This is a genomic window from Patescibacteria group bacterium, from assembly GCA_035288465.1.
Classification (GTDB): Bacteria; Patescibacteriota; UBA1384; order DATEAH01; family DATEAH01; genus DATEAH01.
This window is the reverse complement of record DATEAH010000005.1, coordinates 50,152-76,758: the sequence shown is the minus strand read 5'-3', so window position 1 is coordinate 76,758 and position 26,607 is coordinate 50,152. Positions and strand designations below refer to the sequence as shown.

Here is a 26,607-nt window from a genome sequence, read left to right as displayed (position 1 = left end):
TTTTTGATTTAGATCTTATTGTTTTTTTATTTTTGATTGACGCACTAATAACAATGAAAGGTAAGCCAATTCTTGGCGTGAAAAACTCATTTCATCTCTTTCCCAAGGCTCAAGACCTCGAATTTTCATGTCTTCACGAGGAGTAGCGACATCAAATGGGACTATTAAATATTTTTTCAATTCGGTTAAACCTGCAACCGCAAATTCATCAATTTCTTTTAGAAATGGCCTTTTTTCTCTCATGGAAGAAAGATTAGAATTGAGAAGTTTAACTCTTTTAGGGAGATCTCTAAGTATTTTTCTAAATTGTGGCAATCCCTCTCTGCGATCCCTAGATTGAGAAGGTCTTTCCCCGACACCGAGATAACCTCTTTTCGCTTCGCCAACGGCAACTATTACTGCCGATTTTCCTTCACGTCTAAGTGCAATAAGATCAGGAGATGCAAGACTATGAGAAGGATTATAAAATTTAACCGGTCTTTCGCGAATATAAGCTTCTAGCCAACTTTCCAATGGTGAATTTTCTTTAAGTTTAGCAATTTCTAAGCCCTGATCATAATCAGCTAACAATTCAACAAATGGCGAAGGACAAGCAAACGACGGAGTAACAAAGGGTGCTTCTCGCGACAACTCTCTCGCGACTGTAAAAGTTTTGGCTGTCTTTTGCCACTCTTGATCTGCTTTCTGGGTTGCTTTATTAACTCTGAGACGCCAGGACTGGTCTTGGAATAATCTCATTAAAGTTGCATCTTGTAGCTCTGGATTACCTCTTTTTTCTTTAGAAATGTGAGCATTATGCAAAAAGTCTATCGTTAAACTTGTAAGTTCTCGGGCTTTAGTATTTTCCTCTGAAATTTCTGGGTCTATTGGAATATTAGAAAATTCGTTGTGATCATGTTCTCCATTTGATTCCGAAAATATTTCTGGTCCATTCATTATTTCCTCCTGGTTGTATTATATTATTAATTCATCTTATTATCCACTCAAGATATACAAAATCACCCAAATTGGGTGATTTTATTTTAAATAAGCATAATTTGTGATAGAATTAAAGCAGATTCCGGGATCGTCTAATGGCAGGACGTCAGGTTTTGGTCCTGAAAATTGGGGTCCGAATCCCTATCCCGGAGCCAACTCAAAATTTTTCAGTTTTATAGGAAGATTTTGAGTTGTCCGTGATCTGGCGAGAACCCCGTTGCGCAAACCACAAAATTATTTATGCTGAAATTATTACACAAATCGTGAAATAAAAATACCACGACTGCGTTGAGACGGGCTTTAGCCCTTCGAATCCCTGTCCCGGAGCCACGAAAAATGGCTCAGCCATACTTCGCCATCTCGTGGCAAAAGAAAGGAAAAAAATGATTAAACTTGGTCAAAAAGCCCCCAATATTATTCTTGAAGGTTTCAAAGCCAACCATATCAAGAAATACAACTTAAAAGATTATCGTAAAAAGTGGGTAATTCTCTTTTTTTATCCCTTGGATTTTAGTTTTGTCTGTCCGACGGAAATTATCGCTCTGAATAAAAAATATCAGGAATTCGCAGATAGCCACACGGAAATTTTAGGAGTCAGTGTCGACAGCGTTTATGCCCATCAGGAATGGTCAAGACAACTAGGCGATATAAAATTCCCGCTCTTATCAGATATCAACAAAGAAGCCATTCAAAAATATGAAATAGATTTAGCCTCCGGAATTTCCTCAAGAGGCACTTTTATCATTGATCCCAAAGGAATCATTCGTTATATTTTAGTTTCCGATAATAATGTTGGCAGAAGTGTGACCGAAATTTTGCGAGTTCTCAAAGCCCTACAAACCGGCGAAATGAGTCCGGCTGGCTGGAAACCTGGCCAAAAAACTCTTGGCAAAGGTTGATTAAAAAATTAATTTGAGTTCACTTTTTTGGCTTTTGCGCGCGATACTGCGTCTAAAATTATTTTTCGAAGCCGCAAATTCTTCGGTGTTACTTCCAAAAATTCATCGTTTTCCAAAAAATCCAAACATTGTTCGAGCGACAAAAGGGTTGGCGGGGTTAAAATAACCGCGATATCAGAAGTCGAAGAACGAATATTGGTTTTTTGTTTTTCTTTGGTGACATTAATTTCAAGATCTTCGCCACGATTATTTAAACCAATAATTTGTCCCGCGTATACTTGGGCATTAGGTTCAATTATGGTCATGCCGCGACCTTGTGCGATATTTATTCCATATGCAACCGCCTTTCCGCCAGCCGAAGCAATCAAAACCCCGTTTCGAAGTTTCGGCAGCTCAGCGCCAGCAGGCTGAAAACGAAGAAAAATCGAATTCAAAGTTGCCGTGCCGCGAGTAATTCTCAGCAACTGGTTTCTCAAGCCCAATAAACCTCTGGTGGTAATTTCGTACACCAAACGGGTTGTCCCATCACTGTTTTGGTCATGAGAAAGTAAAATACCTTTTCTTTTACCAACTTCGGCTTTAACAACCCCAATTTTATCGCAATCAACATCGATCGTTAATTCTTCAACCGGTTCCGAGATTGTGCCGTCAATTCCTTTGGTGATAACCTGTGGTTTTTTCACTTGAAGTTCAAAACCTTCACGCCGTAAAGTTTCGATAAAAACCGACAAATGTAATTCTCCGCGGCCAGACAAAATAAATTCGGTCCCATTTTCTTCGAGCTTTAAGGAAATATTGGTTTGCAGCTCTTTTTTAATTCGTTCTAAAATTTGACGGCTGGTCACAAATTCGCCTTCCAGACCGGCAAAAGGCGAGGTGTTAGCCGAAATCGCCATTTTCAAAGTTGGCTCTTCGATTTTAATTGGCGGCAGGGCGATTGGATTTTTAGAATCCGCAATCGTGTCGCCGATATTAGCATTCGGTATTCCGGTAATAGCCACAATATTGCCAGCCTCCGCCTTTTTTACTTCAACTTTTTTTAAGCCCTGGTTGACATAAATTTTTTCAATCCGAGCAGTTCCTAAAACCCCCTCGGAATTTACAATTGAAACCGCGAGTTTTTCCTCAGTTTTACCATTCGTAATTCTACCAACCGCATATTTGCCTTGAAAATTATCCCAATCCAAATTAGTCACCTGCATTTGGAAAGGTTTATTGCTATCTGTATCAGGAGCTGGGATATATTTTAGAATTGCTTTAAAAATTGGCGTCAAATCCGCCGCTTCTTGGCAATCCTGGGGCAATTCATCCCAAGCTTTGCCTTCACGGCTAATACAAAAATAAACCGGAAAATCCAGTTGAGATTCATGAGTCGCCAGATCTAAAAATAAATCATAAGTTTTATTAAGGGTGTTTGCCACTTGGACATCGCGCTTGTCGATTTTATTAATTACCACAATTAATTTTAAGCCAATTTCCAAAGCTTTTTTGAGAACAAATTTGGTCTGGGGCATCGGTCCTTCCTGGGCATCAATTAGCAAAATCGCCCCGTCTGCCATATTCAAAGTGCGTTCCACTTCACCACCAAAATCAGCATGTCCGGGTGTATCAATAATATTGATTTTGACATCTTTGTAATGCACCGCCGTATTTTTAGCTAAAATGGTAATCCCGCGTTCCCTTTCTTGATCATTTGAGTCCATAATTAAATCCTGAGACATTTCTGCCTCATTATCTCGAAAGGTGTTCGATTGTTTTAAGAGCCCGTCAACCAAAGTCGTTTTGCCGTGATCAACATGGGCAATAATTGCAATATTTCTTAATTCCATACTTTGTTATTATACACATTTTTTTGTCATTTGTAAACCCTTTGTATAGTTAATTATTGACAAGTAAAATTTTCTGTTGTAAAATACAGACAATCCAAGAAAGGCAAGGAGGTCAGCTAGTATGAGCGCAACCGAAGAACTGTTTTTCAAGTTTCCAGATCACATGCGACTAAAGAACGCAGTTTGCACGGTCATTAACGCGGTGGTAATCGGCTGGAAAGAGGCTCGAAGAAATCAACGCTGGTTTAATGCTTATCTTGAAGCTCCACAAGACTTAATTGATACCGGAAGAGTCGTTGTTGGAACAGGATTACAAATTGCTCGTTTTAACCATACGGATAGCCCGATAATTGAAGGTGGATATGATGCAGATACACAGAATTACAAGCCAGCGAATTATTATGCTATTGCAGTTGACAGGATGTGGCCGGATTTTGTCTCCTTTAGCCAGGTAGGCCATGATTTCGGGATGAAATTTGAGGAAGCGATCAAGATTGCTCAAGGATTTGTGGGACTTGAATATTCAGGCCGGTTCACTTTCTATAGCGATGCCTGTGACAATAAGGAATTTGATAATCCGGAACGTTGCGAAATCAATATGGGTGAGTGGCGTTATCATCTTCTAACGGGTGGTTTTGGACAAGATATTATTGTAACGTCGCCAGCAGTGCGTTTGGAATACTTCGAGCAAAATGGCGGTAAATTAGAGAACCTCCAATACATAATCAAAGTTTGTCAGCAACTAGGCTATGAACAATTTGAACCAGAAATTCCAGCCGAACCGGAAGTTCCAGAGCCAACTGTCGCTACATAACCAACTTAATAATTAATTTCTAATCTTTTTCTGCCCGAGGCAGTTCAAATTACAAAATTTGCACCGCCTCTTTTTTTCCTGACTTTATTTAATCAAAAAAGTATGATATATCTGTTTTTTCAGTATATCACCCCAAAGGAGACGATCAGCTTGACCTACGAAGAGATCTGTGTCTGCATTGAAATTTTTGTCGAACAACGAGCAAATGCTTGGCGACAACATCCAATGATTTCCGAATTATTTAATGGAATGATTACCGGCGGGATAACTAACGCGATGTTTAATCGCGAAAAAAGCAAAATGATTGATGACTTTAAGGTTTATTGTCGCGAACATCCGGATGAATACGCTCATCTTGAAGATATTAAGGAAGTCTTTAGTTTCTTAGGCCAGATTGAAAATAAATTGCTCGAAGGTCGAGAGAGTGAGACTGTCAAAACAATGGAAGATTTGGGGATTAGGGTAAAGTCAGTTATTTCTCTTTTGGTCAGTGCCCCATGGGGAAGTATTATGGTTCATATTCCCGCCGAGGCCATGACGCCAGAACTTAAGGATAAACTTGATCAGGCTAGCGATCTTTTCTTGCCGACGATTCGGGAGGTTCTCGCTAATTATGGTATTGATATTGCTCAAATCAACAATCTGTCATCAGAGGAAGCTGCGATCTTTGAGCGTTTATTTGAGGGTTTTGATCCCGAAGACGATATAGATTTGGGATAATAATTATTCCATTTTCAAATGCCGCGCCCGGCTCATCCAGCCCAAGTGCGGCTTTTTTATTGCGTCGTTTACAAGGCGAAGCCGCAGTCCGAAAGGGTAGCGCGTAAGCGAAGCAATAAGGTTCTCGTGCAAAGCGAGAGGTTCTTATTGACAAAATTATACTATAAGTGTAAAATTTAACTAATTTGAACATTAACAACCTACCCCGAGAGGACGAGATCCAGATGAAACACGTGTTGGCTGTGCTCGCCATTTTGGCACTAATCACTATCTTCGTTGCCGGTTGCGCATCTTCGGAGCAACGCGGTTATAGTGTCGGTTATGTTTATAGTAATTCGTCAGTTAGGGAAATTACCTTATTGCCGATATACAAAATCAGTATTTCGCCAATATCGCACACACCCTCAGATCAACCCGAAATCATTATCGACGGCACCCAAGCCTATTATGGCAATGTCCATGTTGATGATACTAACATTTACGAACCAATTGTCAAAGTAGTTGAGGGGCGAACCTTTAATGTTAATCCTGATCAGCATGACGTCGCTGTTTATGCGTTTGCTGGCGGACAATATTGGATTCAACCATTGTATGATGCTCGCATTCCCATTGGGGAAGAACCTTATTGGCTGACTGCGTCGCACGAAGGTGCAATTTCAGCCATAATTGTCAAGAAGAATTATCAAATTCCAAACAATTGTCTCCAACTACCATTAGTCGGTGGCATTAACATCTTGGCTTCTGCCACCGAATAACCTTGTCACTATTTTTTTGCCCACCCAGGGGTACCAAACCTAAGGTGGGTTTTTTCTTGACAATTTTAGGCAATAAAGCTAAAATAATGTCAATTGAACAAAAGGCAAGACCCAAGCGCCTTGTACCTTACCAACCCGAGGTGAAGACAAGTGAAACAAGCGCCACGCAGCATTTTCCTCGCACTCTTTGTCCTATTAATATTAGTATTCTCCAACATAATTTATGCCGAAGATAAGTTTGTAGTATCAGATTACGAAATGTCCAGAATTATTTCACTAGCTCTTATGAAGGGATATTTTGATGAAGGGAAATATATAGATGCCGTAAATATGTTAAATATTTTAGAGAAAGAAGACAAAGAAAATGATATAGAATTCAATGAAGATTTTGAATTAATAAGATGGTCGGCGAAAATTTCTAATGCTTTAGGAAAAAAAGTAATGGCTTATACTCTTTCTGCGTCGATATATTTGGCCAATAATGAAAAAAATGAAGTCTGGGATGCCAAGTCTTTTTTATTCTCTAAAGATCCAGACTTTAGCCAACAATATCTTGCTGATTCAGCTGCAACCGAAAAAATAATTATAGATGAAGGAGTTTTCTCTCACCCCAAAGAGACTACAGAAGTTGTAAAGATGATTTCTCTTTGTGTCGCTTGTCAACGCAAGCTAGATGAAGCTAAGCTTACTAGTTATCGAGATGTTGGATCTGAGGCATTCGCATCATTTAAACAACAATTTTCTAAGATATCAGATCCACAAGATTTAACAGTAATAGGGTGTCTTATTAATATATGGTTTCTTGAAATAAGCATGGAAGCAGATGAATTATATATTCAAGAAGAAAAAACTTTTAATTGGGATCCCTTCGTAGGGGTACCTGATAGTATCAAACAACACTTAAAAGACCTCGAAGAAAGCTTCAATAAATATAATATTTCTCGATACCAATTGATAAATGTTTACTGTAAATCTTATGTTGAAAATTATAAAAAAACACCCGATATCTATATGAGATATGGTCGTTCACAATTTCGACTCGGAGTTTTAACTCAAGATAAGGCAATGATCAAGGAAGCTCTCGGCAATCTCGAGAAAGCATATCAACTCAAGCCAATATCACTAACTCAAGATCTTATTAATCAAGCCAAACTAATCCTCGGCATCTAATTTCAACTTTTCTTTATTATCCACCCGTTTCGGGTCTCACCACCCCCAACGGGTTTTTTTATTATAAAAAAAGCCCTGAAAGGGCGAAGCCTCTTAGGGCTTAACTGATAATTGCGCTAGCAACTTCTGGGTCAAAATTCCGCAATTCTTCGATGGTTGCCGCTTGAACCAATGGATCAAAGACATTATTTTTGTACATTGTCCTTGCTCCTCGGAGAGTTTCTTGAGTAAAAAGGATGCCAACCGCAATTATTTTGCCGGCTCTTTTGATTCTTTCTTCTTTTGACTCAATAACCTCCATAAGTTCTGGATTTTCTTTGGCAAATGATAGCCGGATTATTACGCCTCCCGGATACAACGATTCAATTTTTGATAAAGCAACCATTATCGTGCCAACCGGGATAAATCCGAGCTGTGGGGTAAAATAGTCAAAATAATTTACAATTCCATAAGCTACTTCCGAAGGATAAGTCATTAGGTCAAAAGCAATATCAGTAAATTGTGCGGGGTGATGGGCTTTTCTTATAATTCCACAAGCAGTACCAATATTAATTGCTTCTGTTTGTGGGTTAATCTGGTGCTGTTGAAGATATTCTCGGCATTTTCTACCCAATTCATCGGCGATCTGTTTAACTCTTTGATCTAAAGGATTTGAACCGCCAAACAACCTGTTCAGGATGCCCACATTTCTCATCTCCTTTTTGAGCCACTTTATTTTACAAAAAATAAGCTCTTTTGTCAAAAAATAACATTGCTTTTCGGCTGATTTTGGAGTAGGATTAAAGCTGGAGAAAAAATATGAAAAAAAGATTTCCCATAATTTATGCTTTCATTGATAGCCAAAACTTAAATCTTGGGACGAATAAAGACCTTTTTAATAAAAAGGGGAAGAAAATTTATAAAGGTTGGCGGCTCGATTTTAAAAAATTCAGAATTTATCTAACTGACAAATTCCGTGTTTCAAAAGCTTTCCTTTTTATCGGCTATATTAAAGAACAATCAAAAATGTATCAACAGCTTCAATCTTGCGGGTATAAACTAATTTTTAAACCAACCACCAAAGATAATTTAGGCAAACCAAAAGGAAATATTGATGCTGAATTGGTTTTATATTCCGCCGCGATCGAATACAACAATTACGATAAAGCGGTAATTGTCTCGGGAGATGGAGATTTTCGTTGCCTTTATAAATACTTGATCTCAAAAAGAAAATTGCGAAGAATTATTATCCCAAATCTAAAAGCACAATCTTCTTTATTAAAAGATTTTCAATCGTATAAGACTTTTCTTGAGTATGAAAAGGAAAAATTAGAGTATAAAAAATGAGAGGCGTTGCTTGCAGCACGCAGTTGCAAGTTCGTTTCTCTCTTATGATATTTATATTGTAGCAAATTGTGTCAAACTTTGTCAAGTTTTGTAATATTTTTTTGTCGCCTCGATGGTGACTTTTTTATTGCATCGCTTGCAAGGCGAAGCCGCAGACCCGAAGGGGTAGCGCAAGCACGCAACAAGGTTCTCGAGCGAAGCGAGAGGTTCTTATATTATTTTTGTGAGGGTAAAAGATACTTATTTTTTGTAAAGATAAGGGGATTCGAAGTTGCAAAGGCCATCCCCTTACCTCTACGACTCCATCCCCTGCCACGCTCAGAAAAATTAAATTTGCTGATCTGTCAGACACTCTGGTATTTACGTTTTTCTTTTAAATCGAGCTTGTCGCTTATTAAATTTATCAATTTCCAATGTTTTCAGGCTCCGAATCAGTACCAACTTCTAACAGGCAAATTTAATTTTAAAAACCTAGGAATTATTTGTATCAAAAAGTGGATTTTGGAATTCGTGGAAAGCCGAAACTCCGTTTTCGGAAGGACTGTTCCACTGAATGAAAAATTCACTTTTGGCGTGCCGGGAGAGGGATTGTTAAGGGCAGAGGGCGGGCCTCGCCACTCCGAGTCCTCTACGCCTTAACATAACAATTTTAGAATAATTAGACTAATTAGGTTAATTTCCTATTGTGCCCACAACTTCTTGCTTTCCACCCAATTTAAGAGTAAACTTGAAGCAAATAGATTTTCTTTTGGAGATTAAAAAACAAAACTGAATGAATAATTTAATGCAGATTGAAAAATTAATCAAGTCAGTTGATTGGCAATTTGCTAAAACGATGCCCGAAATTCCCCACGAATATATTGTTACAGACTTATATCCGGAAAAATCGGAAGAAATTAATACTTTTATTGCCGAGATCGATAAAAATGGTTATAAAAAATCATTTTATGGCAAAAAATACAAATATCTAAAAATTTATGGTTATAAATATTGGGTAATCGAAAATATTATCAATAGAACAAAAATAAAGGAATAGCGATGAGAGCATATTATAGAATTATGCTAGGGCAAAATAGTATTTATGCAGAAGAAGCCCATGTTGGTAATTTTATTGGTGTTGGGTGGATTAAAAAAACAGATTTATCAAATAAACTACCCGAAAATTGGCGCGAATTTAATAAAGTGATGATTCCTAAATATCTCAAAGAAAATCCAGGGAGATCAAGAGTCGCGGCTGGTCTTGCTTGTGGCATGCTTTGGACTATTGCAAAAGGAATAAATGTTGATGATATCGTTCTTTGTCCTAATGGTAGAGCCGAATATATGGTTGGCGAAATCACAACTAACTACGAATATCAAAAAGGTGAAAAATTACCCCATCGTCGAGGAGTACGTTGGTTTCCGGGGGTTATTGAAAGAAATCAAATGAGTGAAGCTCTTCAAAATTCAACAGGCGCAGCCGGAACGGCTATCAATATCTCAGGATATGCAGAGGAGATTGAAAAACTCATTTCTGGCAAAAAACCCGCAGATATTATTGCGACCGATGAAACCATTGAGGATCCTTCGGTTTTTGCGCTCGAGCAGTATTTAGAAGATTTTTTGGTCCAAAACTGGGAACATACAATTCTAGGGAAAAAATATAATATTTTTAAAGAAAAGGGTGAAATTATTGGTAAGCAATATCAAACAGACACCGGGCCGCTTGATATTCTCGCAATCAGCAAGGACAAAAAGGAATTATTAGTCATAGAACTTAAAAGAGGAAGAGCGAGTGATGTTGTTATCGGTCAAGTGCAGAGTTATATGGGTTATATTAAAGAAGAACTTGCCGAAAAAGGTCAAAAAGTTTGCGGATTAATTATTGCTCATGAAGATGATATTCGTCTGCATCGTGCCTTGTCTGTAACCCAAAATATTGACTTTTACACATATAAAATCAGTTTTAAGCTAATAAAAGGATAAAAAAGTACAAAAATCATTTTAAAGAGTAAACTTGAAGCAGAAAAGGAATATAAAATGGATCAAAAGAATACAATAATAAAACGTCGTGCAATGACTTCTGAAAATGCTAGGATGGTAAGACAGCGTGGTCATGATGCCGAAAAAGAATTTGCGTGTATAATCGGGGGTAAAACGCATGGTAGTGGCAAGAAAAAAGATGTAATAGACAAACGTGGTGATATACATTCCGTGAAAAGTGGAGAGAAAAAATGGCAAATATTCTTATATGGTTATAATAGGTTAATGACTGATATTGATTTCCAAGGATCAAATTTTCTTCGTGATTGTCTTAATTGTTTCCCCTCATCTAGAGATAAATATTTACTAAATAAAATAAAGTTTAAGGAATTACTGACTATTGCAATGAAAAATTTAAGTAAATATTTAAATAAAGGGCAAAACAAAATTATTTTTTTCAAAAAAGCATTTTTGAATAATGGAGAAGTTGATTATTTAACCATTAAAGAAAATCATCAATTTCATGTTTTTGATGGGTATGAAGCTATCGAAGCCCTTGATAATTCTACCACGATTTCAAATTCAAAAGCAAAAAGAATTGGGCAGATGGATGCTCAAAAAGTTATTTTTATATTGATTAATAAGGGTGTAACTATTGGCGAAATTGAACTTAGAAATGATAGTGATGTGCATTATAGAGAAATCAAATTTTGGATGAGTCGAGAAAAAACACTAAATTTATTAAAAAATAAAATTAATAAAATAAAAATTAAATATAATAATGTTTTAGTCCACGGTAGAGCGATTTCTAAATTTCAAGAATTATAAAATTTATTCTTTGGCAAATTGTAAATAATTATTTCATGAGATGACTTTATATGATTTTTACTCCCATTATTAATGCGATTTTGGCCTATTCTTGTTTCTCCTTGTCCCATTGTGTACTGCCAACTTGGAAATACTTGTTGGAACTCTTTGTAGTATTCCCTTATTGTCGAACAATTGTTATAGGATAAAATAAAGCCACCCTTGTGTTTCTTCAGCAAATCTCTTAATGCCTCATGTGGGAATCCATTATGATGGACAGGAATATTCCTCATCGGATATATTCCTTTAAACATTTTTGAATCCTTTCCAATATAATATGGAGGATCACAATAAAGAAAATCATTTGGGTGATTCTTGATTACTTTTTGGAAATCTTCACATTTAACCCGTAAATTTTTAGGATCAAAGTCTCTAATTTTTTTAATTACTCTATTATATTTTTTCTCATTTAAATAAATATCAGAAGCCCAACCCATAAATCCTGGGCCATATGATAAGTTAAAGTTATAAACATAATAAACCGCTAATGTTATAGGGTCTAACTTTATTCTTTTTTTCCATACTTTATTCAAGATTAATCTAATTTTCTCAAAAGTTTTTTTATTTGGTTCTAGTACTTTTAATTTTTCATAAAGAAGTTTCGGTTTTTCTATCTGAAATTTCCAATAATTGCAAAGGATATCAAATATATCATAACCTACTACTTCCAAATCTAGCTCTTTGCTCATAGCTATTTCAATTGAACCACCACCAAAAAACGGAGAAATAACCTTTTCGATATTGTCTGGCAACAATTCAATCACATGTCCAACTGCCAAGCTTTTCCCACCAGCATATCTTATTGTTGAAAGAGCAACTCTTTTATATTTATTGCTACTATTAGGATTAGAACTTCTAATGCGATTTAATAATATTTTCTTTTTATAAGCCAGTGTATTATCCTGAACGCTATTTTCTAAGTTTCTGATGATTTTAACCACTACACCACGAATTTTTACCTCTTTTCGAAAGATAGGTAGCATAACCTGATTCGCTGGCTGTAATTTAATTCTTTTATTTTCTTTATAAATTTTTTTAAGGGTAGCTTCGTTATCATCAATAATCGCCACGACCGTCTGTCCATTATCAGCAGTTTCTTGTCTGCGAATTATTACAAAGTCACCATCAAATATACCTTCGTCGATCATACTATTGCCGTCAACTTTCAGAGCATAAAAATTTCCGAATTTTCCAATTTCATCTCGTGATAGAGTCACTGACTGACCAGGAACTTCTATCGCTTCAATCGGTTGACCCGCAGCTATTGTTCCCACAATAGGGATTTTAATTAAATTTAGTTTTTTAGTCTCAACAAGTTCGATCGCTCGTGGATTATTTTTTAATCTATTAATAAATCCTTTATTGTATAGTTTTGAAATATGATGATGGGCAGTAGAAACAGAAGAAAGATTGAGGTGCTTTTTAATTTCTTCTAAAGAGGGAGCGTAGTCATGCGTTCTAATGAATTTTTTAATAAATTCGAGAACTTGTTTTTGGCGTTTAGTGATCATTTGACACCCCCTTTTTTACGCATTATAATTAAAATATAATCGAAAATAAATCGAAAGTCAATCTGTGGATAACTTATATAAAAAGGAGTATGGAATGAAGAAAAGAAAACTATCTAAAAAACAAATTAAAAAAGAAAGAAATCCATTAAAAATTAAAAAAGTTCTTAAACAAAAAGGTTATAATAAAGGCAAATTACCCAAAGGTAAAGTTTTGCACCACGTCAAACCTATCGTTGAGGGAGGAAAAACTACTTCTAAGGGAACACGTGTTGTGACAAAGATAAAACACATGAGGATTCACAAGGCAAGGAGAAAAATCGGCAAAATTTAATTAAAAAATTTAAGGAATAGTTATGATAAAAAAATTTGGCATAAATAAAAAAATAATAGCAGCGAAGTCAGTAGAAGTAATACTGGAAAAGATAATTATTCCGGAATTATTAAAAAATCCGGATATACTCTATTCTTCAAAAAAAATAGAGAAAATGGATTTATTATTTCGTGAACTTTTTGGACTTATTATAGTGTGCTGTGTGGGTCATTATATCTCCGGTGTTAGTTGTACCTTCATCAGATCCCGACGGTCGAGATGGAAATATTATTGGATTCGATAAAAATAATATCCCGGTTGGTATTGCATTTGAACAAGTTTTTATACCTAGATTTATTCAAGGTGATCTTGAAATGGCAATAATTGATGCAATAAATAAAAAAACCAAAAAGGGAAAACATTATGCCGAGGGATATGGGTTAATAATTTTTTCTGATAAAAATGGTCAAATATTAATTCCTTCGCTATCTAAAAAAATAGATTGCAATTATTTTGAATCTTGTTGGCTTATATCAAAATTGGATAAGAATAGTTTTGCCTATCTTGTTTGTTTAATGAAGAGTACTGCAGGAGATCCCATTGGAGAATATATCGTTGATATAAATATCCGGGATAAAAAAATTACAATTGGCCATGCTGTTGATGTAATGGAAAAATTAAACAAAAATTAGTGAGAAAATTTAATAAGGAAATCAAAAATGAGTAATGATGACCAACAGCTTTTGATGGAAATGCAACGTCATGTTATTGAATTACGAAGAAAATATTATTCTGTACCATCAAAATCACGAATTAATATAGCTAATCAACTTTATCAATATTTTGATGTTGGGATAAAAGATGTGGCATTATTATGTTCTTTGATTGAGGCAGTTTCTCGAAGTATTATTATCCATTCTGATGATAATTCATTAACTGTAGAAGAAAAATATGAAAAATATCGTAATACAAAAGTAATCCGATTAGTCAATCTGGTTTTCGGGATTAAACATGTGAATATTAAAAATGAATTGGGGATAGATTGGGATTTTTTTAAAATGTCAGTAAAGTATAGAAATTTATTTGTACATGAAGCAACATTTTTAAATCAAGAATATTCATCAAAATTAATTTCGGCATGCGAGAAAGTATATAAAATTGTGTCAGAATAATTAACTATTTGATGTGGATAGTTCTCATTAGATTTTACTCACGGCAAAATATTTGGGAGTTAAAAAATAATTGAATAAAATTAAGAAATTAAGTGATTTCTATAATGCAATAGTTTATTATGAATTAAATTCGGACGACGATTGTAATTGGAATAATATTAAAAAACTATTAAAGAAAAAACAGGTAAAGATTATAGGGTTCAAAATATTCAAGATACGGCAAAATTTTTTAATAATAATTTTAATTGGGGAACCGATAATTGTATTGTTTGTAAAATTAAAAAATTATATAAAAAATTTACTATTAAAGAATTTAAAAATAAACAGAATAATATTTGTAATGGAATCGAAGCTTGTGTAAGAGAAGATACGAATAAAGGAATATTTATTAGAAATGGTAATAAAAGTTTAATAGTTTATGCAATGAAAATTCTTAAAAAGGAATTGCCATTCAAGCCAATAAAACTAACTGACTGGCGCGATGAATATATTAGGAGTGATTTAATGAATCTTTGCAATAAAAATACAATAAAAGGAATATAAATAAAAATAAAAGTTGAAAGTTTAATTAAAGAGGAGGGTTGAGATGATGGGTGTAAAAGTCAAAAGTAAGTACGGGGACGGGTTAGTAGAAATGGAAAATTGGGCGAATCCTAAAACCTATTTATTTGATATTTGTCTTGAAAATGGCGACACGATGCCGGTGGAAAAGGAAAATTTAAAGTTCATTAGAATCGAAGAATTATAGCGCGTCAAAAATCCAAAGAATTACTCGAACAAGCCAAATCCAAAGTCGAAGATTTAATTGAACAAGGAGAATAAAAATGATTTTGGCATCGAAAGAAATACTTGAAAATGTAAAAAAGCAAGCTAATTGTTTTCGCGAAGATTTGGAAAAAGAAAAAGACGAGTTGGAAAATTTGGAAAATCAATTTAAAGTTGAAGAAAGGATATTGGTCGAGCTTGAGGAGAAAAATGATGAGCTGGCGGAAACTCAAAAATATATTGTATTAGCAGTTAAAGATGAAATTGAAATACAAAAAAATAAAATCGTCGAGCTTGAAACTGACCTTAAATTACTCTGTAAAAAACACGAGGTTTTAAATAGAGACACATGGAATTTTTAAGGCTTCCGAAAAACTTGAATATTCCGAGGGTGTACAGATTTTAGAAGTGAAATAATAAATTTCTCAAAAAGTGGATTTTGGAATTCGTGAACATTGATTCTTAAAATTAAATAAATTTTTTCAATAAAAAAAGCCAGGCAAATTCCTATGGAGGATGTGCCTGGTTTGGCATAAAGATGAAGATTCTCACCGGCCGTAATATCTGTTATTGGCAGGAGCGGCTTCAATAATAATAATGATTGGGCGTTCTTCGTATCGCTCCAATAAAGACCGACGCGGCCCGTAATAAGATTCATCAACCCGCCGATAGCGAGGTTCATAACAAGGCGCATAGTAACGAGGCGTGTAATCATAAGATGAAGGGTAATAGTATGAAGGCTGACGGTAGTAACTATCATAGCCACCACCATAAGAATAGGGATGGGGACGCGGTCTGTGCCTGCCATATGAGTAATCTTGCTCTCGCGAATCTCGATATCGTTCGTTGGCAACAATAGTAGCCAGTCCAAAAGTTAATGCTTCATTGTCGTGCCCTTTGAGGGCGTGATAAACGGTGAGACCGCCAAGAATAGCGGCAGTGTTACGCCGACCCTTGGGGCCAGCAATGGCGACTTGGGTCAAAATCAGAGAAAGCAGCATAATAGTCACAAAACCGACAACTCTCTTTGCCGACATCTTACACCACTCCTCGCGTTTCGGGGTTATTTATATTATAAACCTAATTTTTAATTTGTCAAAGTTTAATTGAATAAACTATCTTTAGTTTTTAGATAAAATATCTGGAAATCTGGTAAAATAAGATAAAAAGAAAACCCCGCGTGAGCGGGGTCAGATAGCTTGGTAGTCCATAAAAAACGGATTGGATTGGGGGACGGTTCTCAAATGAACAGGAAATTAGGCGTTTTGGCTGATATATGTTATCATTAAATTATGCCAAGACCACCTCGTTTTATTTTATCTCAATCTTATTACCACATCATAACAAGAGGTAATAATCGAAATGTTGTTTTTAAAACAAAGGAAGATTATCTCCATTTTTTAGATTTAATCAATAAGTACAAAAAAGAACATTTGTTTGATATTTATCATTATTGTTTAATGCCAAACCATGTCCATTTCTTGATTCAAACCAAAAAAGCTCCTGATTTCTCTATCTTTATGAAAAAACTCAACCTTGCATACTTTCATTATTTTAAAAAAAGATATGGCTGGACAGGACACTTTTGGCAAGGTAGATTCAAGAGCCAACCGATAGGAAAAGATGAGTACTTCATCCAATGCGGGAAATATATTGAATTAAATCCAGTAAGGGCTAGACTTGTAAAGAGCCCTGAAAAATATCGTTTTTCAAGCTACAACCATTATGCTCAAGGTCAAAAAGACAAACTTTTAACTGATGATTTCTTTTGCAGGGCATTAGGAGATAATTCAAAAGAGCGCCAAACAAACTATCAACGGCTGATGGTAGATCAAATAATTAAAGAATCGTATAATAAAGATATCTGGGGAAGTGATAATCAGAGATATTTGGAAAGGCAAAAGATAAACCGAAAACTAAAGAAAGATGGAGGAAGCTAGTAAGAAAAGCCAAAAAGTCTATTTAAAAGAGAACCGTCCCCCACCTCGCTCAAAGAGAACCGTCCCCCACCTCGTCCCCCACCTCTGGCTGGGATTTTAGAATTCGTGTTATGTATTTTTAAAATTAAATTTATCTGTTAAAGGCTAGCATTTATATTAAAAAGTGTTAATTTGACAGATACGATTGCAAATAATATAATTAAGATGAATATGGTATAAAACTGGAGGAAAAAATGACTCGAATAATTTCTACAAAACAGGTTTTAAGTGGCAAAAAAAGAATTTCAAATACAAGAATATCAGTTGATGTAATTGCAGATTATATTGTTATGGGTTATGGAATTAAAGAGATACAAAAAGATTATCCTCATTTGACTAAAGAACAAATTATATCAGCCTTAAATTATATTGAAAAGCGGGCAATAAGGGAAAGGATAAAGCTTGAACCCAAGAATGCCTAAATTTCATTTTTACTGCGACGAAAACTTCCCCATTCCAACGGGGAAGTTTTTAAGTTCGAAGGGACATAATATAATCTATACTCCCATAAAAAGAAAGCCAAGAAAATTAAGTGATTTTGCTCAAATTAAAGAAGCTAATAAACATCAAAGAATTTTTGTCTCTCTGGATAAGGATTTCAAAGCAAATAAAAATTTATCTGAAATAATTAGCAAGAGTATGGGCATTATTCTTATCCAAAGTAGTGATCCGCGTTCTACTAAATTAATTACCATCTTAAAACGTCACCTCAAAGCTATTTCTATTAATAAATTAAAAGGTAAAATTTGTCGTGTTTCAATTGATAAAATTAATTATATAAAACCAAAATAAAAAAATCCTCCGCCAAGTTGCAGGGCGAAACCTGCGGCCGAGGATTTTATAAATCGGGGATTGCTTAAAGCTGGCCTTGCCTCCACCAAAGGTGAAGCGCCAAACAATCGGCAACCCACCCGATCTCTACTCGAGTAGAGCAAATCACTATATATTTGTCAAGTAGCAATTATCCACAAATTTAATAAATAATATTCATTACCCTCACAAAAAAATAAAAAATCTTGACTATTTCAGGAGATTAATGGTATAATTTTATTAATCATAGATCCCGAAACGAGGTGACCAGCATGTGTCCGAGGATAGAAGATCTTCTTCCTGAAGGAGTTAGGAAAGCTATTTTGGCATTGGAAGCCGTCGGTTTGGACATTCCTGACGCCACTCCTGAAGAAATTCAAGAATTTGAAATGGCGAGAGCTTTAGAAAACGCCGTCGGGTATACTTCGCAAGACACTGAAGAAGATTTTGAATTAATGGAAGCTATTTCGAATCTCCCAACTCAAGAAATGGAAAATGGGTTTTGCGTTGGAACGATGGCTAATATTTTAGCTGATGAATTAGCAGCACTTTTTGCCCGAAATGTCATTCGGCCTGAGGCAGTTTTTCTCGTCTTTGCAATTGCTAAGCAACCTGCCGTCGAGATAGTCGATGATGTTGAGTATAATCTTCAACGGGAATTGCTGCGAGAAACTCAGCAAATTGATTTACCGGATGAGGTTGTCGATTTGGCCAAATACATTGCCGAAAAAAACGAATTTTCCGAATTGGACAAATGGTGGCGCAAACACCAAACTGAACCAACCCGGAGGTGATAGAGCATGAACTGCGAGAAATGCGAAAAAGATGCTAATCTGCTTGTTATTTTACCTCTTCATCGACCTGATGGATGTTTAAATACTATTGCTTGTTTGGAATGCGCCAAGAAATCCGGAGTCTATTGCCTGAAACACAAAAAGCCCCATTTGGGTTTTGATGACGGCACCACTGTTTGTATCTATTGCATCGAAGCAGAAGTTGAACAACACAGGGTTGAACTCACAGACCTGGTTAATACGGAAATATTTTCGCAAATTGACGAAGCGTCTATTGAACGTTATTACGCCTGGTTAGCCGATGTAAATGTGAAAGTTGGGGAAATTAATAAAACTGCCGGTATTCGGGCAATTGTCACCTTGGCTCTGAGGCGCCGCGTTGAACCTAAGGCAGTCATTGAAGCGATCAAAAATGAAGGTTTGGACATTATTCTTCCTCCGCAATATCGACTAGACCCCTCCTAACAATTTAATTTAGTTCCTGAGCCGCAGCTCACAATCGAGCCTCGGCTTTTTTAAATTTTCTTTATATAAAAAAAGCCCTCGCACGATGAGGTTAGCATCCCTACGAGGGAAAATTTATAATGATTTCGCCAATAATTACGCTTTGTGAATATCTGGCGGTTCTTTCCAGTCTTCTTCTGAAACCCAGGCGGCAAAGAATGGCATGGAAAGACCAGCGCGAACAAACCAAATCAGGAAGGGTTGATCAATGATATAATCGGGTAGGGGCATTTCAATTCCCCGAAAAACCATTTTGCCGACAGTGGCACTTTGGGCGCGAGCGCCGATTTCATTGATGCGGAGTTTATTCTCTTGCAAAACTTGGACCAAATCAACCGGTACTCCATCTAAAGAGTCGATGTTGATGCCAAGCAGCCAACTCAAATCAACTTGCTGCTGCAAATTGACCATGGGAAAATGAATTCCGTCATAATCTCTATGGTAGTTAAAGGTAGATTGGCATTGGGCAGTTAAGTCAGACGCCATTTCCAGAAGTTCAAAACCATCAATATGTTCTGGATGTTGGTACATAAATACATGGACATCCGATTTGGTCTCAAGATGGACAATAGGTTCGGACAAAGACAGAAGTTTCACAAAACCAACACCTTCTTTGGGTAGGCGGACCGCATCTGGAATTACCTTAGTTCCCATTCTAATTGGTTTCTTTTCGCCCTTAATCTTCCACTCAACTAAAACATCCAAAACTCCAGCCGCCCCAAAGTGCATGGGGTTTTCTGGAAAATCGATCGAGATGCTAAAACCGCGTTGCCGCAGAAATTCGTTAATCTCCGAGGCTTTCGGGGAGGCGGTGTATTCAATTTCGGGAATTTTATCAATTTCCGCACGGCAGGGATTATAGTATTGTCGAATAAACTTTCTTTGCGCGACGTTTTTTGTTTGCCAATCAGGTTCGACTCCCCCCTCAATCCCTAAGCCTAGATATTCTTCGGCTGCCTTAAGCATGCCCGCAATAGAATAGAGACAGACCGTACGGCTCATGACTTTCACTCCACGTACAACAGGATGGTTTGCGTCATTAGAAAATATATCACTAAAACAAATTATAGTCAATGGTTTTGTTGATTTTTACAGTTCTTCTTTAAAACCAAAAATTATATAATATAATAGGAATATAAAACATGGAGGCAAAATGGCAAAAAATAATCCAAGCGAAAAAACCATTATTATTGGTGCTGGACCTGCCGGTTCATCAGTGGCTATTTATTTAGCTCGTTATAATCATCCGGTGATATTAATTGATGCCGGCATTAAGGTTCATGGCCGCACTTCAATGGCGACCACAATTGAAAACTTTTTAGGCCATAGGCGAAAAACCTCAGGCACAGATTTTTTAGCCAGAATTGATAAGCAATTGGCCAGATTTCCAATTTCCAGAATTTCAGAAAAAGTCCTCAAAGTCAGCCAAAATAACCAAGGCCAATTTTTGGTTATTACTGATACTGGCAAAAAATATCAAGCTCAATATTTGGTCGTGGCAGTGGGTTTAATTGACAAAATGCCTGAGATTTCCGGCCTTGATCCGTATTATGACCACTCGATTTTTCATTGTTTGACTTGTGATTGGTATCAAAACCGCCATAAAAAAATTGCCGTGATTGGTAATGGCGACTCAGCTATTACCACTGCTTTGGCTATTAATTCGATGCAAAAACCGCCTAAACTTGCGGTCGTACCCGCCGTTCCCACCAAATTTTCCAAGAAAATGGTACAAAAAGCGAAAAAGAACCAAATTGCCGTATTTTCAAGCCCAATTACCAAACTTAAAGGTAGAAATGGGTATTTGCAAAAAATCCAGCTTAAAGACGGCACGAAAGTCGAAGCCGAAGTTTTATTTACCGAATTAGGCTATGTCCATTTGGATGGATTTTTAGCTCGAGGTGGTCTAAAACCAAAAAGAGATGAGGACGGATTTTTAAAAGTAAATTTTGAAACTTTCGAAACCTCAGTTAAAAATTTATATGCCACAGGTCCAGTTAACGAAGGTCCAGACCAAGCGATTGTGGCTGGCGGCGAAGGTGCCTTAGCCGCCATATCAATTCATGCCAAAATCTTAAAACAAAAAGGAATCTAATTTATTTTTTCTCAATATATTTTACGAGGGCGATAATCGCCAAAACCAAAACAATCAGGATAATTATATAAATAATCCAGCCAAAAAACATCATTGAAAAGCCGTTGACGCCCATCATATTATTGACATTCATCATTTTAACTCCTTTATTTAAGTGATGACAAACTTATTTTTTCGCGATTAAAATTAGGATAATTCCCATTAAAATCATTATGATTGGGATAATATAGTGACTATATGAGCTAAGTTTAACATTGAGTTTTTGGAGTTTTTCTAAAACCGACTTGCGGCTTGCCACTAAAAATATTGCCAATAATGGCAGAATAAAACCGAGATTAAAAATAAAGATTCCCAAGACCCCGCGCCAATAACTAACTCGGCTTGCCAATAAACCAATCGCGCCTAAATAGATTCCGCCCGCGCATGGTACCGTGCACAAACCAATCAAAAAACCTAAAATTATTCCAGAAATAAAAACACTATTTTCAAGGTGTTTTTCGATATTTTTGGGAAGGTGGCAGCCCAGAATCCAGCGGATCCCGGGTAAGTTTCTAATTGGTCCAGGCGCCAAATGAATCAACCCAGCCACAATTAAAATTACACCTGCGGCATATCCGAAAAAGCCATGAATTCCAAAAAGGTGAAAAGCGCGCAACAATCCCAAGCCGATTAAAAAATAGGTGGTAAAAATTGTCGCCAAATAACTTAAGCCAAACAAAGCAATTAATTTTTTCCGACCTAAACTGAAAAGAATTGTCAAGGATATTAGTAAAACGCCAATACTGCAAGGGTTATATGAATCAGTAATGCCGGCTAAAAAAAGTGGCCATAGGTTCATTTTACCACCGTGGCTGTAATTTTTATTTCAAGGTTAGGATTTGTCGGGTCATTGGTGACAACATTGATGGTGCGATCAACAGCGCCCTCAACTGGCATAATTGAAGGTTTATAATATACTTTTAAGCTCGCTGATTCCTGAGGCTTAAGGGCCATTTGCCAAGAACTAGTGTCATGCATCGAAAATTTTGGGCTTTGTTCGCCATTCGCGTTGATGATATAAGCATATGTGCAATCGCAGGATGTGGAAACTCTGGACAGGTTTAAATCACTTTTACCGACATTGGTAATTTTAAAAATATGATCTCGAGTTTCTTTAATGTTTATTTCGCCAAAGTCAAAAGACTTTTCCGACAACTTTACATTCGGGCGGTTGGGGTCATCTTTAGAATAAGTTGGCGTTGATGATTCTGAAACAGATGAACCTATCCAAACTGCGGCAATAATGATGATGGAAATGATCGCGATAAAAATACCAAACATTTTCATTTCTTATATCCTTTCATTAAGAGGGCGTTGGTGACCACCGAAACCGAAGAAAATGCCATCGCGGCCGCGGCAATTGAGGGATTTAAAATCCAACCAAAAAAAGGATAAAGCAAACCCGCCGCCACCGGGATACTAATAATATTGTAAAAAAACGCCCAAAAAAGATTTTGTTTAATTTTGCGCAAAGTATATTTTGATAAATCAATTGCGGTGACGACATCCAAAAGATTATTTTTAATCAAGATTAGTTCGCCAGTTTCCATAGCAACATCTGTGCCAGAACCTAAAGCAACCCCCAAATCAGCTTGAGCTAAAGCTGGCGCATCATTAATGCCATCACCAACCATTGCCACTTTCCAACCCTGTTTTTGTAATTTTTTAATATTAGCCGCTTTTTCATGAGGTAATACCTCAGCCAATACTTTGTCAATGCCAACTTCTTTAGCAATTGCTTTGCCGACCCGTGCATTATCGCCGGTGAGAATGGCGGTTTTAATACCATTTTCATGAAGCAGTTTAATCGCTTTTTGGGAATTTTCTTTTAACGTATCAGCTAAGGCTAATAAACCTTGAACTTTTTCGCCAAAAGCCAAAATAATCACCGTCTTGCCCAAATTTTCAAGATTACTAATATTCTTTTCAAATTCATTAATATTGATTTTATTTTCCTGCAATAATTTCCGAGTTCCTAAAAGAATTTCTTTATTATCAATTTTGGCTTTAACTCCTTGGCCTGGGACGGCTTGAAAATCAGTGGGATTATATAATTCGATTTTTTCCAATTTTGCTTTATTAATAATTGCTTGGGCTAAGGGATGTTCTGAATTTTTTTCGATGCTGGCTGCGAGTTTTAAAATTGTTGATTTATCTCCCCCAATTTCAATAATATCAACAACTTTAGGTTCCCCTTTTGTTAATGTCCCAGTTTTATCGAAAACAACAAAATTAATTTTTTGGGCTTTTTCCAGGGCTTCGCCATTTTTAATTAAAATACCTCTTTGCGCCGCTAAGCCAGAACCCATCATAATTGCGGTTGGAGTTGCTAATCCTAAGGCACAAGGGCAGGCAATTATTAAAACTGCCACAAAAATTGTGAGGCTAAAAGAAAAAGAAAAGCCCAAAAGCAACCAGATTAAAGCTGAGATAAGGGCGATTACAATAACTGCTGGGACAAAATAAAAAGAAACCTTATCCGCCAATAATTGGATGGGGGCTTTAGAACCCATCGCTTCTTCAACGATTTTAATAATTTGTGCCAAAACTGTGTCTTTACCAACATGTTGGGCTTTAATTTTTAAAACCCCGGTTTTATTAATGGTCGCGCCGATCACTTTATCACCTTTATTTTTTTCCGCTGGAATGCTTTCCCCAGTAATGGCTTTTTCATCAACCGCTGAATATCCATCAATGACAACACCATCAACTGGGATTTTAGCACCGGGTTTAACCAAAACTATATTGCCGGGTACAACTTCAGAAATTGGGATTTTTATTTCTTGCCCGTTTTTTATCACTAAAGCATATTTTGGCGCTAAGCCCATCAATCTTTTAATTGCTAAGCTGGTGCGGCCCTTAGTCGCAGCCTCTAAATATCTCCCTAAATTAATAAAAATTAAAATAAAGGCCGCACTTTCATAATACAAATTATCCATTGTTCCAATTTGTTTTCCCATCATGATACTTATTGAGATTATAATACTATAAATATAAGCAGCAACTGTGCCGATGAAAATAAGAGAATCCATGCCCGGTCGAAACCTTAATAATTCTTTGATTCCGGAAAGCCAAATTGTAATCGAAGCGCCAATAATAATCGTCGCTAAAATAAATTCCAAGAGGATGGTATTTTTTTCTAAAAACATCGGTATCGGCGCCTGGAGCATTTTACCCATGACCATGTAGATGATGGGCAAACCAAAGATTAGGGAAATTAAAAAGCGTTGACGGAGTTTTTGAATTTCTTTTTCTTTGGTTGGTTCGGTATGTTTATGATCTGCATGGCTTTGGTCTTGTTCGTGATTTTGATGATCCATTTTGCCAGTTTCATCGTCTGATTTTTCCGGGAATAATTTATACCCTAAACTATTAATTATTTTCTCAATCTGATCAAAACTAATGATGTTCTCGTCGTAATCTAAGTAAAGTTTTTCCACGGCAAAATTAACATTTGCTTTATGAATGCCTGATTCTTTGGCGAGCCGATGTTCAATATTTGCCGCGCATGAAGCGCAGTGCATACCCTCAATCTTATAAATTTCTTTTTTCATTTCTTATCCTTTCTCGACATTAATTATATTATTTTACTGAAATTTTGCCTCTAATTGATCCCATTGCACAAGTAATATAATAGTCCCCAGGTTCTTCGGGCGTAAAAGTGAAAACGATTGTTTTGCCTTTTTCTAAAAATTGGGGCTCATCTATTAATTTTGGAATTCCGATTGTGCTCATACAGCCTTGGCCATCTTCCTTGACGTCTATTTCAAAACGGACTGGCAGTCCAGCTTGAACCATGAATTGTTTTGGAACAATATCTTCATTGAGAGTATAAGTCGTTTTGATGATTTGCTCATTCGTAATTGGCGCCGGATTAGTTTTTGGAGGAGTAACTTCGGATTCCGTTTTCGGTTTTTGATTTTGTGTTTGGGTTTGTGTATCTTGAGAATCTTTTTTTTCAATAATGGAAAAATAACCTCGATACATTCCCATTAAACAAGAAAATCCAACTTCGCCAGTTTTTTGAGGCGTGAATTCAATGATATTTTCACCAAGTTTTAAAATTTTCTTGATATCAAGGTCAGGAGCAGTAATTGCGGAAGCACAAGAAGAAGCATCTTCGGAATTGATTATCCACTGGGTAGAAATTCCCCTTTGAATTGTAAAATGGTCGGGAGCATATCCCGAACTTTTTTGTACCATATAAATCTTTTGGATTCCGTTTTCAATTTTAACATTTGGATCCTGAGCATTGGCGATTGGTGCTTTTTTTGAGGAGAATTTCCAACCCAAAAGATGATAGCCGTTTACAATATTTAAGAGCGCTAAGGAAATTACTGCTAATCCGGCAAACTTGAAAAATTTTTTAGCCATCGTCCCCTTAAAAACTGAAGTTAAAGCACCAATTCCCAATAATCCTGGGCTGGTCCCAATTGCAAATAAGGCCATAATTTCAGCACCCACTAAAAATTTTCCCGAACTCACCGCCAATAATTGCATTGCTTGTGTAAAACCGCAAGGTAGAAAAAAAGTGGCGGCCCCCAAAATTACGGCATTTTTATGACTGTATTCCAGTTGTTCTCGTTTTTTAATTCCCAAAATTTGAGAAATACCTTTAGGTAGAGTAAATCTTCCAGAACTAATCTTGGGAAAAATTTCGGTGAGCTGAATGCCTAATGTTAGCATTAATAATCCCACCCCAATCATTAAAGTTCCGGATATCCTGCTTGAAAGCTGTAAAGCTGAGCCTGCAAATCCTATCAAGCCACCTAAGATAAAGAAAGAAGCGATTCTGCCAAGATTAAAAAAGAGATGAGGACGAAATTTTTGCCAGGTCGAAGCGTTGGGATGCTTTTCTGAATGTCGGGCAGATATTCCCAAAATTAAACCACCCACTAACGCCATACAGGTCGAAAATCCAGCCAATATTCCAATTAATAAAGCTCCAGATATATTAGTTAAACTTGGTGATGACGCAAATTTGATATTGATTAAACCAGTTTTTTTCAGAAACAAAAATAATCCTAAAAGACAAATTGCGGCAATTACCAAATCAATAAAATCTTGAGGATTCTTAGAAATAAATTGTTTTTTATTGGAATTGCCTAACCTATAGCCTGCTTTTGAAATTGCTTTTTCAACTGCCGAATAATCAAATTTATGGCGATAATAAATCTTAGCTTGTGCTTTTTGATGTGAGACTTCAACTTTTTTGACCCAGCTAAGTTTTAATATTTCATCTTCTATTAATATTTCGCAAGAACGACAATGCATTCCCCTAATCGGTACAATTGTTTTTGGCATTAAG

The 26,607-nt window shown here is 36.3% G+C and carries 31 protein-coding genes, 1 tRNA gene and 1 pseudogene; 21 read left to right on the top strand and 12 right to left on the bottom strand.

The features are described 5' to 3' along the window. Positions 1-15 precede the first annotated feature (15 nt). A complete protein-coding gene (locus VJJ80_01065) occupies positions 16-936 on the bottom strand; it encodes a hypothetical protein (GenBank protein HLC38707.1) in 921 nt (306 codons plus the stop codon). 123 nt (positions 937-1,059) lie between these two features. Between VJJ80_01065 and VJJ80_01060 the strand changes: the two genes are divergently transcribed. Together VJJ80_01060 and VJJ80_01055 are read left to right on the top strand one after the other, a co-directional pair. Beyond that, positions 1,060-1,133, top strand: a tRNA-Gln gene (locus VJJ80_01060). A gap of 228 nt (positions 1,134-1,361) precedes the next feature. After that, positions 1,362-1,877: a peroxiredoxin gene (locus tag VJJ80_01055; protein HLC38706.1), complete on the top strand. Its 516-nt coding sequence runs from the start codon at positions 1,362-1,364 to the stop codon at positions 1,875-1,877. 8 nt (positions 1,878-1,885) lie between these two features. Here VJJ80_01055 and typA read toward each other — a convergent pair whose 3' ends face one another. Further along, positions 1,886-3,706 carry a translational GTPase TypA gene (gene typA, locus VJJ80_01050; protein ID HLC38705.1) on the bottom strand — a complete coding sequence of 607 codons (1,821 nt, stop codon included), beginning with the start codon at positions 3,704-3,706 and terminating at the stop codon, positions 1,886-1,888. A 163-nt stretch (positions 3,707-3,869) separates the two neighbouring features. On the opposite strand from typA, the gene VJJ80_01045 reads away from it, so the two are divergent. The 4 genes from VJJ80_01045 to VJJ80_01030 all read left to right on the top strand — a co-directional run bounded on the left by VJJ80_01045 (position 3,870) and on the right by VJJ80_01030 (position 7,165). Further along, positions 3,870-4,520 carry a hypothetical protein gene (locus VJJ80_01045; protein HLC38704.1) on the top strand — a complete coding sequence of 217 codons (651 nt, stop codon included), beginning with the start codon at positions 3,870-3,872 and terminating at the stop codon, positions 4,518-4,520. A gap of 150 nt (positions 4,521-4,670) precedes the next feature. Continuing rightward, a complete protein-coding gene (locus tag VJJ80_01040) occupies positions 4,671-5,240 on the top strand; it encodes a hypothetical protein (protein ID HLC38703.1) in 570 nt (189 codons plus the stop codon). Positions 5,241-5,464: 224 nt separating this feature from the next. Next, positions 5,465-5,995, top strand: a complete 531-nt coding sequence (locus tag VJJ80_01035) for a hypothetical protein (protein HLC38702.1) — start codon at positions 5,465-5,467, stop codon at positions 5,993-5,995. 150 nt (positions 5,996-6,145) lie between these two features. Then, positions 6,146-7,165 carry a hypothetical protein gene (locus tag VJJ80_01030; protein HLC38701.1) on the top strand — a complete coding sequence of 340 codons (1,020 nt, stop codon included), beginning with the start codon at positions 6,146-6,148 and terminating at the stop codon, positions 7,163-7,165. Positions 7,166-7,265: 100 nt separating this feature from the next. On the opposite strand, the gene VJJ80_01025 is transcribed toward VJJ80_01030, so the two are convergent. Further along, a complete protein-coding gene (locus VJJ80_01025) occupies positions 7,266-7,859 on the bottom strand; it encodes a hypothetical protein (protein HLC38700.1) in 594 nt (197 codons plus the stop codon). Positions 7,860-7,963: 104 nt separating this feature from the next. Here VJJ80_01025 and VJJ80_01020 point away from each other — a divergent pair, with 104 nt between their 5' ends. From VJJ80_01020 to VJJ80_01005, 4 genes are all read left to right on the top strand, one after another. Continuing rightward, positions 7,964-8,491: an NYN domain-containing protein gene (locus tag VJJ80_01020; protein ID HLC38699.1), complete on the top strand. Its 528-nt coding sequence runs from the start codon at positions 7,964-7,966 to the stop codon at positions 8,489-8,491. A gap of 784 nt (positions 8,492-9,275) precedes the next feature. After that, complete coding sequence (locus tag VJJ80_01015) at positions 9,276-9,527, top strand: hypothetical protein (protein ID HLC38698.1); 252 nt, start codon at positions 9,276-9,278, stop codon at positions 9,525-9,527. A gap of 2 nt (positions 9,528-9,529) precedes the next feature. After that, a complete protein-coding gene (locus VJJ80_01010; GenBank protein ID HLC38697.1) occupies positions 9,530-10,456 on the top strand; it encodes an endonuclease NucS domain-containing protein in 927 nt (308 codons plus the stop codon). A gap of 54 nt (positions 10,457-10,510) precedes the next feature. Continuing rightward, positions 10,511-11,281, top strand: a complete 771-nt coding sequence (locus VJJ80_01005; GenBank protein ID HLC38696.1) for a hypothetical protein — start codon at positions 10,511-10,513, stop codon at positions 11,279-11,281. On the opposite strand, the gene VJJ80_01000 is transcribed toward VJJ80_01005, so the two are convergent. Together VJJ80_01000 and lexA are read right to left on the bottom strand one after the other, a co-directional pair. Beyond that, on the bottom strand, positions 11,269-12,213 hold the full coding sequence (locus VJJ80_01000) for a DNA adenine methylase (protein HLC38695.1): 945 nt from the start codon (positions 12,211-12,213) through the stop codon (positions 11,269-11,271). The genes VJJ80_01005 and VJJ80_01000 overlap by 13 nt on opposite strands. 36 nt (positions 12,214-12,249) lie before the next feature. After that, positions 12,250-12,831: pseudogene (lexA, locus tag VJJ80_00995) on the bottom strand (transcriptional repressor LexA). A 94-nt stretch (positions 12,832-12,925) separates the two neighbouring features. On the opposite strand from lexA, the gene VJJ80_00990 reads away from it, so the two are divergent. The 5 genes from VJJ80_00990 to VJJ80_00970 all read left to right on the top strand — a co-directional run bounded on the left by VJJ80_00990 (position 12,926) and on the right by VJJ80_00970 (position 15,440). Beyond that, complete coding sequence (locus VJJ80_00990; GenBank protein HLC38694.1) at positions 12,926-13,162, top strand: hypothetical protein; 237 nt, start codon at positions 12,926-12,928, stop codon at positions 13,160-13,162. Positions 13,163-13,383: 221 nt separating this feature from the next. Then, positions 13,384-13,833: a hypothetical protein gene (locus tag VJJ80_00985; protein ID HLC38693.1), complete on the top strand. Its 450-nt coding sequence runs from the start codon at positions 13,384-13,386 to the stop codon at positions 13,831-13,833. 27 nt (positions 13,834-13,860) lie between these two features. Continuing rightward, positions 13,861-14,313: a hypothetical protein gene (locus tag VJJ80_00980; protein HLC38692.1), complete on the top strand. Its 453-nt coding sequence runs from the start codon at positions 13,861-13,863 to the stop codon at positions 14,311-14,313. Positions 14,314-14,899: 586 nt separating this feature from the next. Continuing rightward, complete coding sequence (locus VJJ80_00975) at positions 14,900-15,061, top strand: hypothetical protein (GenBank protein HLC38691.1); 162 nt, start codon at positions 14,900-14,902, stop codon at positions 15,059-15,061. A gap of 76 nt (positions 15,062-15,137) precedes the next feature. After that, positions 15,138-15,440 (top strand): hypothetical protein, encoded by a 303-nt coding sequence (locus VJJ80_00970; protein HLC38690.1) that lies wholly within the window; start codon positions 15,138-15,140, stop codon positions 15,438-15,440. A 186-nt stretch (positions 15,441-15,626) separates the two neighbouring features. Here the strand turns inward: VJJ80_00970 and VJJ80_00965 are convergent, their stop codons facing one another. Next, positions 15,627-16,115, bottom strand: a complete 489-nt coding sequence (locus tag VJJ80_00965; protein HLC38689.1) for a hypothetical protein — start codon at positions 16,113-16,115, stop codon at positions 15,627-15,629. 255 nt (positions 16,116-16,370) lie between these two features. Between VJJ80_00965 and VJJ80_00960 the strand changes: the two genes are divergently transcribed. The 5 genes from VJJ80_00960 to VJJ80_00940 all read left to right on the top strand — a co-directional run bounded on the left by VJJ80_00960 (position 16,371) and on the right by VJJ80_00940 (position 19,126). Further along, positions 16,371-17,018: a transposase gene (locus VJJ80_00960; protein ID HLC38688.1), complete on the top strand. Its 648-nt coding sequence runs from the start codon at positions 16,371-16,373 to the stop codon at positions 17,016-17,018. Between the two features lie 233 nt (positions 17,019-17,251). Beyond that, the gene (locus VJJ80_00955) at positions 17,252-17,479 is read left to right on the top strand and encodes a DUF433 domain-containing protein (protein ID HLC38687.1); all 228 of its coding nucleotides are present in this window, start codon (positions 17,252-17,254) and stop codon (positions 17,477-17,479) included. Continuing rightward, complete coding sequence (locus tag VJJ80_00950; GenBank protein HLC38686.1) at positions 17,460-17,849, top strand: DUF5615 family PIN-like protein; 390 nt, start codon at positions 17,460-17,462, stop codon at positions 17,847-17,849. The genes VJJ80_00955 and VJJ80_00950 overlap by 20 nt, the downstream gene beginning before the upstream one ends. Positions 17,850-18,139: 290 nt before the next feature. Beyond that, the gene (locus VJJ80_00945; protein ID HLC38685.1) at positions 18,140-18,661 is read left to right on the top strand and encodes a hypothetical protein; all 522 of its coding nucleotides are present in this window, start codon (positions 18,140-18,142) and stop codon (positions 18,659-18,661) included. Positions 18,662-18,667: 6 nt separating this feature from the next. Then, a complete protein-coding gene (locus VJJ80_00940; GenBank protein HLC38684.1) occupies positions 18,668-19,126 on the top strand; it encodes a hypothetical protein in 459 nt (152 codons plus the stop codon). Positions 19,127-19,261: 135 nt separating this feature from the next. On the opposite strand, the gene VJJ80_00935 is transcribed toward VJJ80_00940, so the two are convergent. Further along, positions 19,262-20,167, bottom strand: coding sequence for a hypothetical protein (locus VJJ80_00935; GenBank protein HLC38683.1), 906 nt, complete (start codon positions 20,165-20,167; stop codon positions 19,262-19,264). 151 nt (positions 20,168-20,318) lie between these two features. Here VJJ80_00935 and VJJ80_00930 point away from each other — a divergent pair, with 151 nt between their 5' ends. Further along, entirely contained in the window at positions 20,319-21,260 is a 942-nt protein-coding gene (locus tag VJJ80_00930) for an NAD(P)/FAD-dependent oxidoreductase (GenBank protein HLC38682.1), read from the top strand. 1 nt (position 21,261) lies between these two features. Here the strand turns inward: VJJ80_00930 and VJJ80_00925 are convergent, their stop codons facing one another. From VJJ80_00925 to VJJ80_00905, 5 genes are read right to left on the bottom strand one after another with little or no spacing between them, the layout of a single operon-like run. Then, a complete protein-coding gene (locus VJJ80_00925) occupies positions 21,262-21,396 on the bottom strand; it encodes a hypothetical protein (GenBank protein ID HLC38681.1) in 135 nt (44 codons plus the stop codon). A gap of 30 nt (positions 21,397-21,426) precedes the next feature. Beyond that, positions 21,427-22,098 carry a cytochrome c biogenesis protein CcdA gene (locus tag VJJ80_00920; GenBank protein HLC38680.1) on the bottom strand — a complete coding sequence of 224 codons (672 nt, stop codon included), beginning with the start codon at positions 22,096-22,098 and terminating at the stop codon, positions 21,427-21,429. Beyond that, positions 22,095-22,586, bottom strand: a complete 492-nt coding sequence (locus tag VJJ80_00915; GenBank protein ID HLC38679.1) for a DUF1573 domain-containing protein — start codon at positions 22,584-22,586, stop codon at positions 22,095-22,097. Before VJJ80_00915 ends, VJJ80_00920 begins: the two co-directional genes overlap by 4 nt. Further along, positions 22,583-24,853: a heavy metal translocating P-type ATPase gene (locus VJJ80_00910; GenBank protein HLC38678.1), complete on the bottom strand. Its 2,271-nt coding sequence runs from the start codon at positions 24,851-24,853 to the stop codon at positions 22,583-22,585. The genes VJJ80_00915 and VJJ80_00910 overlap by 4 nt, the downstream gene beginning before the upstream one ends. A 28-nt stretch (positions 24,854-24,881) precedes the next feature. After that, positions 24,882-26,603, bottom strand: a complete 1,722-nt coding sequence (locus VJJ80_00905) for a sulfite exporter TauE/SafE family protein (protein ID HLC38677.1) — start codon at positions 26,601-26,603, stop codon at positions 24,882-24,884. Positions 26,604-26,607: the final 4 nt, after the last annotated feature.

What these genes read in the sequence shown, in the direction of transcription:
- VJJ80_00915 (HLC38679.1), bottom strand. Translation starts at nt 22,586, where the DNA reads ATGAAAATGTTTGGTATTTTTATCGCGATCATTTCCATCATCATTATT.
- VJJ80_00920 (HLC38680.1), bottom strand. Translation starts at nt 22,098, where the DNA reads ATGAACCTATGGCCACTTTTTTTAGCCGGCATTACTGATTCATATAAC.
- VJJ80_01005 (HLC38696.1), top strand. Translation starts at nt 10,511, where the DNA reads ATGGATCAAAAGAATACAATAATAAAACGTCGTGCAATGACTTCTGAA.
- VJJ80_01035 (HLC38702.1), top strand. Translation starts at nt 5,465, where the DNA reads ATGAAACACGTGTTGGCTGTGCTCGCCATTTTGGCACTAATCACTATC.
- VJJ80_00930 (HLC38682.1), top strand. Translation starts at nt 20,319, where the DNA reads ATGGCAAAAAATAATCCAAGCGAAAAAACCATTATTATTGGTGCTGGA.
- VJJ80_00910 (HLC38678.1), bottom strand. Translation starts at nt 24,853, where the DNA reads ATGAAAAAAGAAATTTATAAGATTGAGGGTATGCACTGCGCTTCATGC.
- VJJ80_00975 (HLC38691.1), top strand. Translation starts at nt 14,900, where the DNA reads ATGATGGGTGTAAAAGTCAAAAGTAAGTACGGGGACGGGTTAGTAGAA.
- VJJ80_00940 (HLC38684.1), top strand. Translation starts at nt 18,668, where the DNA reads ATGAACTGCGAGAAATGCGAAAAAGATGCTAATCTGCTTGTTATTTTA.
- VJJ80_01015 (HLC38698.1), top strand. Translation starts at nt 9,276, where the DNA reads ATGCAGATTGAAAAATTAATCAAGTCAGTTGATTGGCAATTTGCTAAA.
- VJJ80_00990 (HLC38694.1), top strand. Translation starts at nt 12,926, where the DNA reads ATGAAGAAAAGAAAACTATCTAAAAAACAAATTAAAAAAGAAAGAAAT.
- VJJ80_01045 (HLC38704.1), top strand. Translation starts at nt 3,870, where the DNA reads ATGCGACTAAAGAACGCAGTTTGCACGGTCATTAACGCGGTGGTAATC.
- VJJ80_00960 (HLC38688.1), top strand. Translation starts at nt 16,371, where the DNA reads ATGCCAAGACCACCTCGTTTTATTTTATCTCAATCTTATTACCACATC.
- VJJ80_00935 (HLC38683.1), bottom strand. Translation starts at nt 20,167, where the DNA reads ATGAGCCGTACGGTCTGTCTCTATTCTATTGCGGGCATGCTTAAGGCA.
- VJJ80_00905 (HLC38677.1), bottom strand. Translation starts at nt 26,603, where the DNA reads ATGCCAAAAACAATTGTACCGATTAGGGGAATGCATTGTCGTTCTTGC.
- VJJ80_01010 (HLC38697.1), top strand. Translation starts at nt 9,530, where the DNA reads ATGAGAGCATATTATAGAATTATGCTAGGGCAAAATAGTATTTATGCA.
- typA (HLC38705.1), bottom strand. Translation starts at nt 3,706, where the DNA reads ATGGAATTAAGAAATATTGCAATTATTGCCCATGTTGATCACGGCAAA.
- VJJ80_00980 (HLC38692.1), top strand. Translation starts at nt 13,861, where the DNA reads ATGAGTAATGATGACCAACAGCTTTTGATGGAAATGCAACGTCATGTT.
- VJJ80_00955 (HLC38687.1), top strand. Translation starts at nt 17,252, where the DNA reads ATGACTCGAATAATTTCTACAAAACAGGTTTTAAGTGGCAAAAAAAGA.
- VJJ80_00970 (HLC38690.1), top strand. Translation starts at nt 15,138, where the DNA reads ATGATTTTGGCATCGAAAGAAATACTTGAAAATGTAAAAAAGCAAGCT.
- VJJ80_01020 (HLC38699.1), top strand. Translation starts at nt 7,964, where the DNA reads ATGAAAAAAAGATTTCCCATAATTTATGCTTTCATTGATAGCCAAAAC.
- VJJ80_00965 (HLC38689.1), bottom strand. Translation starts at nt 16,115, where the DNA reads ATGTCGGCAAAGAGAGTTGTCGGTTTTGTGACTATTATGCTGCTTTCT.
- VJJ80_00945 (HLC38685.1), top strand. Translation starts at nt 18,140, where the DNA reads ATGTGTCCGAGGATAGAAGATCTTCTTCCTGAAGGAGTTAGGAAAGCT.
- VJJ80_01055 (HLC38706.1), top strand. Translation starts at nt 1,362, where the DNA reads ATGATTAAACTTGGTCAAAAAGCCCCCAATATTATTCTTGAAGGTTTC.
- VJJ80_01025 (HLC38700.1), bottom strand. Translation starts at nt 7,859, where the DNA reads ATGAGAAATGTGGGCATCCTGAACAGGTTGTTTGGCGGTTCAAATCCT.
- VJJ80_00925 (HLC38681.1), bottom strand. Translation starts at nt 21,396, where the DNA reads ATGATGAATGTCAATAATATGATGGGCGTCAACGGCTTTTCAATGATG.
- VJJ80_01065 (HLC38707.1), bottom strand. Translation starts at nt 936, where the DNA reads ATGAATGGACCAGAAATATTTTCGGAATCAAATGGAGAACATGATCAC.